This is a genomic window from Yaniella soli (assembly GCF_054782375.1).
In genome coordinates, this window is sequence record NZ_BAAGSP010000060.1 from 1 (window position 1) to 3,753 (window position 3,753).

At 54.0% G+C, this 3,753-nt stretch carries 3 protein-coding genes; 2 read left to right on the top strand and 1 reads right to left on the bottom strand.

Translation table 11 applies throughout. The features are described 5' to 3' along the window. Positions 1 to 97: 97 nt before the first annotated feature. On the bottom strand, positions 98 to 1,429 hold the full coding sequence (locus ACYVJT_RS15070) for an amidase (RefSeq protein ID WP_343959603.1): 1,332 nt from the start codon (positions 1,427 to 1,429) through the stop codon (positions 98 to 100). 162 nt (positions 1,430 to 1,591) lie between these two features. On the opposite strand from ACYVJT_RS15070, the gene ACYVJT_RS15075 reads away from it, so the two are divergent. Both ACYVJT_RS15075 and ACYVJT_RS15080 read left to right on the top strand, forming a co-directional pair. Next, entirely contained in the window at positions 1,592 to 1,777 is a 186-nt protein-coding gene (locus ACYVJT_RS15075; protein ID WP_343959601.1) for a hypothetical protein, read from the top strand. Positions 1,778 to 2,100: 323 nt separating this feature from the next. After that, the gene (locus ACYVJT_RS15080; protein ID WP_499418535.1) at positions 2,101 to 3,210 is read left to right on the top strand and encodes a Fic family protein; all 1,110 of its coding nucleotides are present in this window, start codon (positions 2,101 to 2,103) and stop codon (positions 3,208 to 3,210) included. Positions 3,211 to 3,753 lie beyond the last annotated feature (543 nt).

Consider the following 3,753-nt stretch of genomic DNA (forward strand, 5'->3'; position numbering starts at 1 on the left):
CCGCGGCTTCCGAAACCCCCACAACTACCGACTCAGAATGTTGCTGATCGCAGGCGGCCTAGACCACCAACCCCACCCTTAAACCGGAAGAGCCAGATTAAGATGCGCTGAGTATCTGGTTCTGCTTGGCTAGGAGGGCTTCAAGGTGCTGACCGGCACGCAGCACGTCGGCATCGCGGCCTGGTTTACCGATGACCTGCACGGATTTCGGCAGCGGATCGCCGGGATTCCAATAGGGGATGGTCAACGCGGGCCAGCCGAGCACGTTCCACGCAACGGACAGAGAGACCAGTACTTCCGAGCCCTCACCGGGCTCCTCATCACGCGGTGGGGCATCGATCGGCACGGTCGGTGTGAGCAAAATATCGACGTCGGCAAACTCCTCGAGATACCGTTCGCCAATTTCTTGAATTCGCGTCAGCGCGTACTCTGCTTCCTCATCGGTTGAGTCGGCGTCGCCGTCGAGACGTTCCAGGGTGAGCGGTTGGTATTGGCTTCGGGTTGATTCCGATGCTAGATACGGTTTGTGCAGGACGTAAGCTTCCCGGCTTCGGATGGTATTGAATAGCGTCCGGAAGTCTGCGGTGCTGCCGTCGAAGCTCGGATGAAAAATATCCGGTGCATCGATCACATCCGGAATGGTTTGTATCTCATCCTCATCAGGAAGTTCAGCGGGTAAAGCGGGGTTGTCCTGCAACCTGCGCAACACCAGGTCGTCGGCGTGATCGGACGTCGGCGAAAAGCCTTCCAACCCCAGCGCGTCCAAGGTCAGCGAAATATCGCGAACGCTGGTGCCTAAAAAGCCAGTGGTATCGAAGGACTTGGCCAACGGGAAGATCCCATCCGTAGACAAGATGTCAAAGGTCGGTTTGAAACCCACCGCGCCACACAGCGCAGCCGGCACACGAATAGACCCGGCGGTATCAGTCCCCACCGCGACTGACACGATGCCCCGGGCTACCGCAGCAGCAGATCCGGAACTTGAGCCGCCCGCAATGCGCGATTCATCATGCGGGTTCGGCACCACTCCGTAGGCGCTGGCGTCACCGCGGATGCCGTAGGAAAATTCATGGGTGTTGGTCTTGCCGATGATGTTGGCGCCGGCCTCGCGAAGTTGTTTGACGATCGTGGCGTCTTCATCCGGAATGTTGTCGATAAACAGATTCGAGCCCATGGTTGTGTACATACCGGCGGTATCAATAACATCTTTGATGGCGACCGGGATGCCTTCCAAAAGGCTGCGAGGCGTACCGGCTTGGAGTCGCTCGTCTGATGTGGCTGCTGCCGAGTCATCCTCGGTGATGGTAATGAACACCGGGCCAGCTTCTCGCGCTGCTTGACGAGCTGCCGCGGATTCACGTACCGCAGTGGTGGTGCCGTCACGAAACTTGGCGCTGAGTGTCGAGACGGTTTCATGTTCGTATGCCACGAGTTCTCCTCGGCTGTGGTGCAGTGTGATTCTGTGTGGATACGCTACCTATAAGGCTGGTGTGACGGGAGGGTCTGTTGTCGGCAAGGGTAGAACGAGGTGCGCACCAACTGTCGTTCCGTCGGTTTATACTGACTCCAACTACGTGGGAAGGTTGAGACCATGCAACGAGACGGACTAGTCGAAATCTGGACTCGCGAAGAAGCGGAAGCGCGTTGCGAAGCAATTTTCGCTGAGGTTGGCAACGTGGAGAAGTTTCGTCGCAGAGGAAGAGACTTTGAGCTCGATGCCGAGGAACTTGTGCTCTACGACGAGCTCACGACATTGGAATACCTACTCGATGAATGAGCTCGGAAGCGAAATTTTCGTCATGTCCAGACATTTGCTAGCCAATTCATGAGCCATATCGAGCTGCATACAAGCTCATCAACAGGAACGTTTCTTAGAGTATTAATCATCCTCTTCGAGGTGTGAGTGATGAGAGCGTAGGGCCCCGGGATCCAGACCCGGGGCCTTATTCTTGGTGGAGATAAGATGCGTCCGGGCAGATCGGGCGGCATGACCAAGGGCAGCCTGTAAAAAGTCTTTACATCTCGGTGGGACGTGTAAAAAATTGTGTGTAATTTTTACACGTCTATGTTTATGTGAAAAAATACGCTAGTTTTTTTTACATGTCATGGTCCCCAGAAGCCCCGTATAACGACCTACCTCCCATCCCTCCGGCGCAAAACCTCGAAACCGTTTCGGTTCTTAAGAAGCTTGTGACTGCACGAGCCGAGCTCAGTGGCCTCAACGAGGCGCTCGTGTCACTGCCAAATCCGAGCGTGTTTGTAAATTCTCTTGCGCTATTGGAAGCTCAGGCGAGCTCTGAAATCGAAAATATTGTCACCACGACCGATGAGCTATTTCGCGCGGATACTCATCGTGCTGATGCGAGTGCGGCGACGCGGGAAGCTCTGCGATATAAGATCGCGCTATTCCATGGACAGGAGCGCATGCGGCAGCGAGCCGACTTGATGACCGTAGGCATGGCGAAGGAGATATGCTCCGAAATTCGGGGGACCGAGACGGACATCCGGCAGGGCGAGGGCACCTATATCGGTAACCCGGTGACCGGTAGGAGAATTTATACACCACCGGTAGGCCGTCAAGTCATTGAGGAGAAACTACAGAACTGGGAGCAGTTCATGAATGCTGCAACAGATCTCGACCCGTTGGTTCAGATGGCGGTAGCGCACTATCAGTTCGAAGCCATCCATCCGTTTGACGATGGAAACGGAAGAACGGGCAGAGTTATCAATGGTCTGATGCTTGTGGCCAAAGAGTTGTTGCGCGAACCTATACTCTACGTTTCGCAATACATCATCCAACATAAAAACGAGTACTATCGACTACTCAATGCAGTCACTAAAAGTGGCGCATGGGAGAAATGGATAATCTACATGCTTCATGCCGTAGAGGCGACTGCTCGCTCTACCCGGTTGAAGATCAAGGCCATTCAACAGCTTCAAGAACAGTTCGCTGAGCAACTTTTGGCAGATATTGGACCGCATTATCCCGTGGCGTTATCTGATGTTTTATTCGAACAGCCGTACTGTCGTGTGAGGGACGTTGTGGACGGCTGTGGTGTCTCTCGTCCAACTGCAGTGAAGTATCTGAGTGCGTTGGCAGACGCGGGAATGCTTGCAGTCCAGCGTGCAGGTAGAGAAAATCTTTATATTAATGCGCGGTTTATGCATATCCTGCGAAGCCCCGATGCCGACTTGTCAGCAGACTCTTAGCGAACGACCCAGAGAACTGTTAGTCGGTTCATGCTGGATTTGGAGCTGGACTCAAGCTCATCCACAGGGTCGTTCTTTAGAGTGTTAATCATCCTCTTCGAGGTGTGAGTGATGAGAGCGTGAGGCCCCGGGATCCAGACCCGGGGCCTTATGCTTGTTTCGGACCAATTCAGGAGCAATTCAGAAGTGTCGAACATAGGACTGATCGCGAGGCTGCCGCGGTACGAGATTACTACTGGCCGGAGCTCGTCGTGCGCCACTCAACGGTACCTAGAGGTTTGCCAGCCAATTCATGAGCCATATCGAGCTGCATTCAAGCTCATCAACAGGAAGATTTTTTACCGTGGGTATTCACCCTCTTCGAGGTGTGAGTGATGAGAGCAGTGAGGCCTGTTGAGGGACAGATTAAATTGCACATGTATGGCCATGAGTTTTGCACGGCCTAAGACAGGCCGGTAACCAGTATTTCTCCCGGTGAGCAACGGGTTCGGTTTGTCTTCCAAGCAAAATGACCTCCCAAGTGGTGAACTGAAAGTCGCCAGA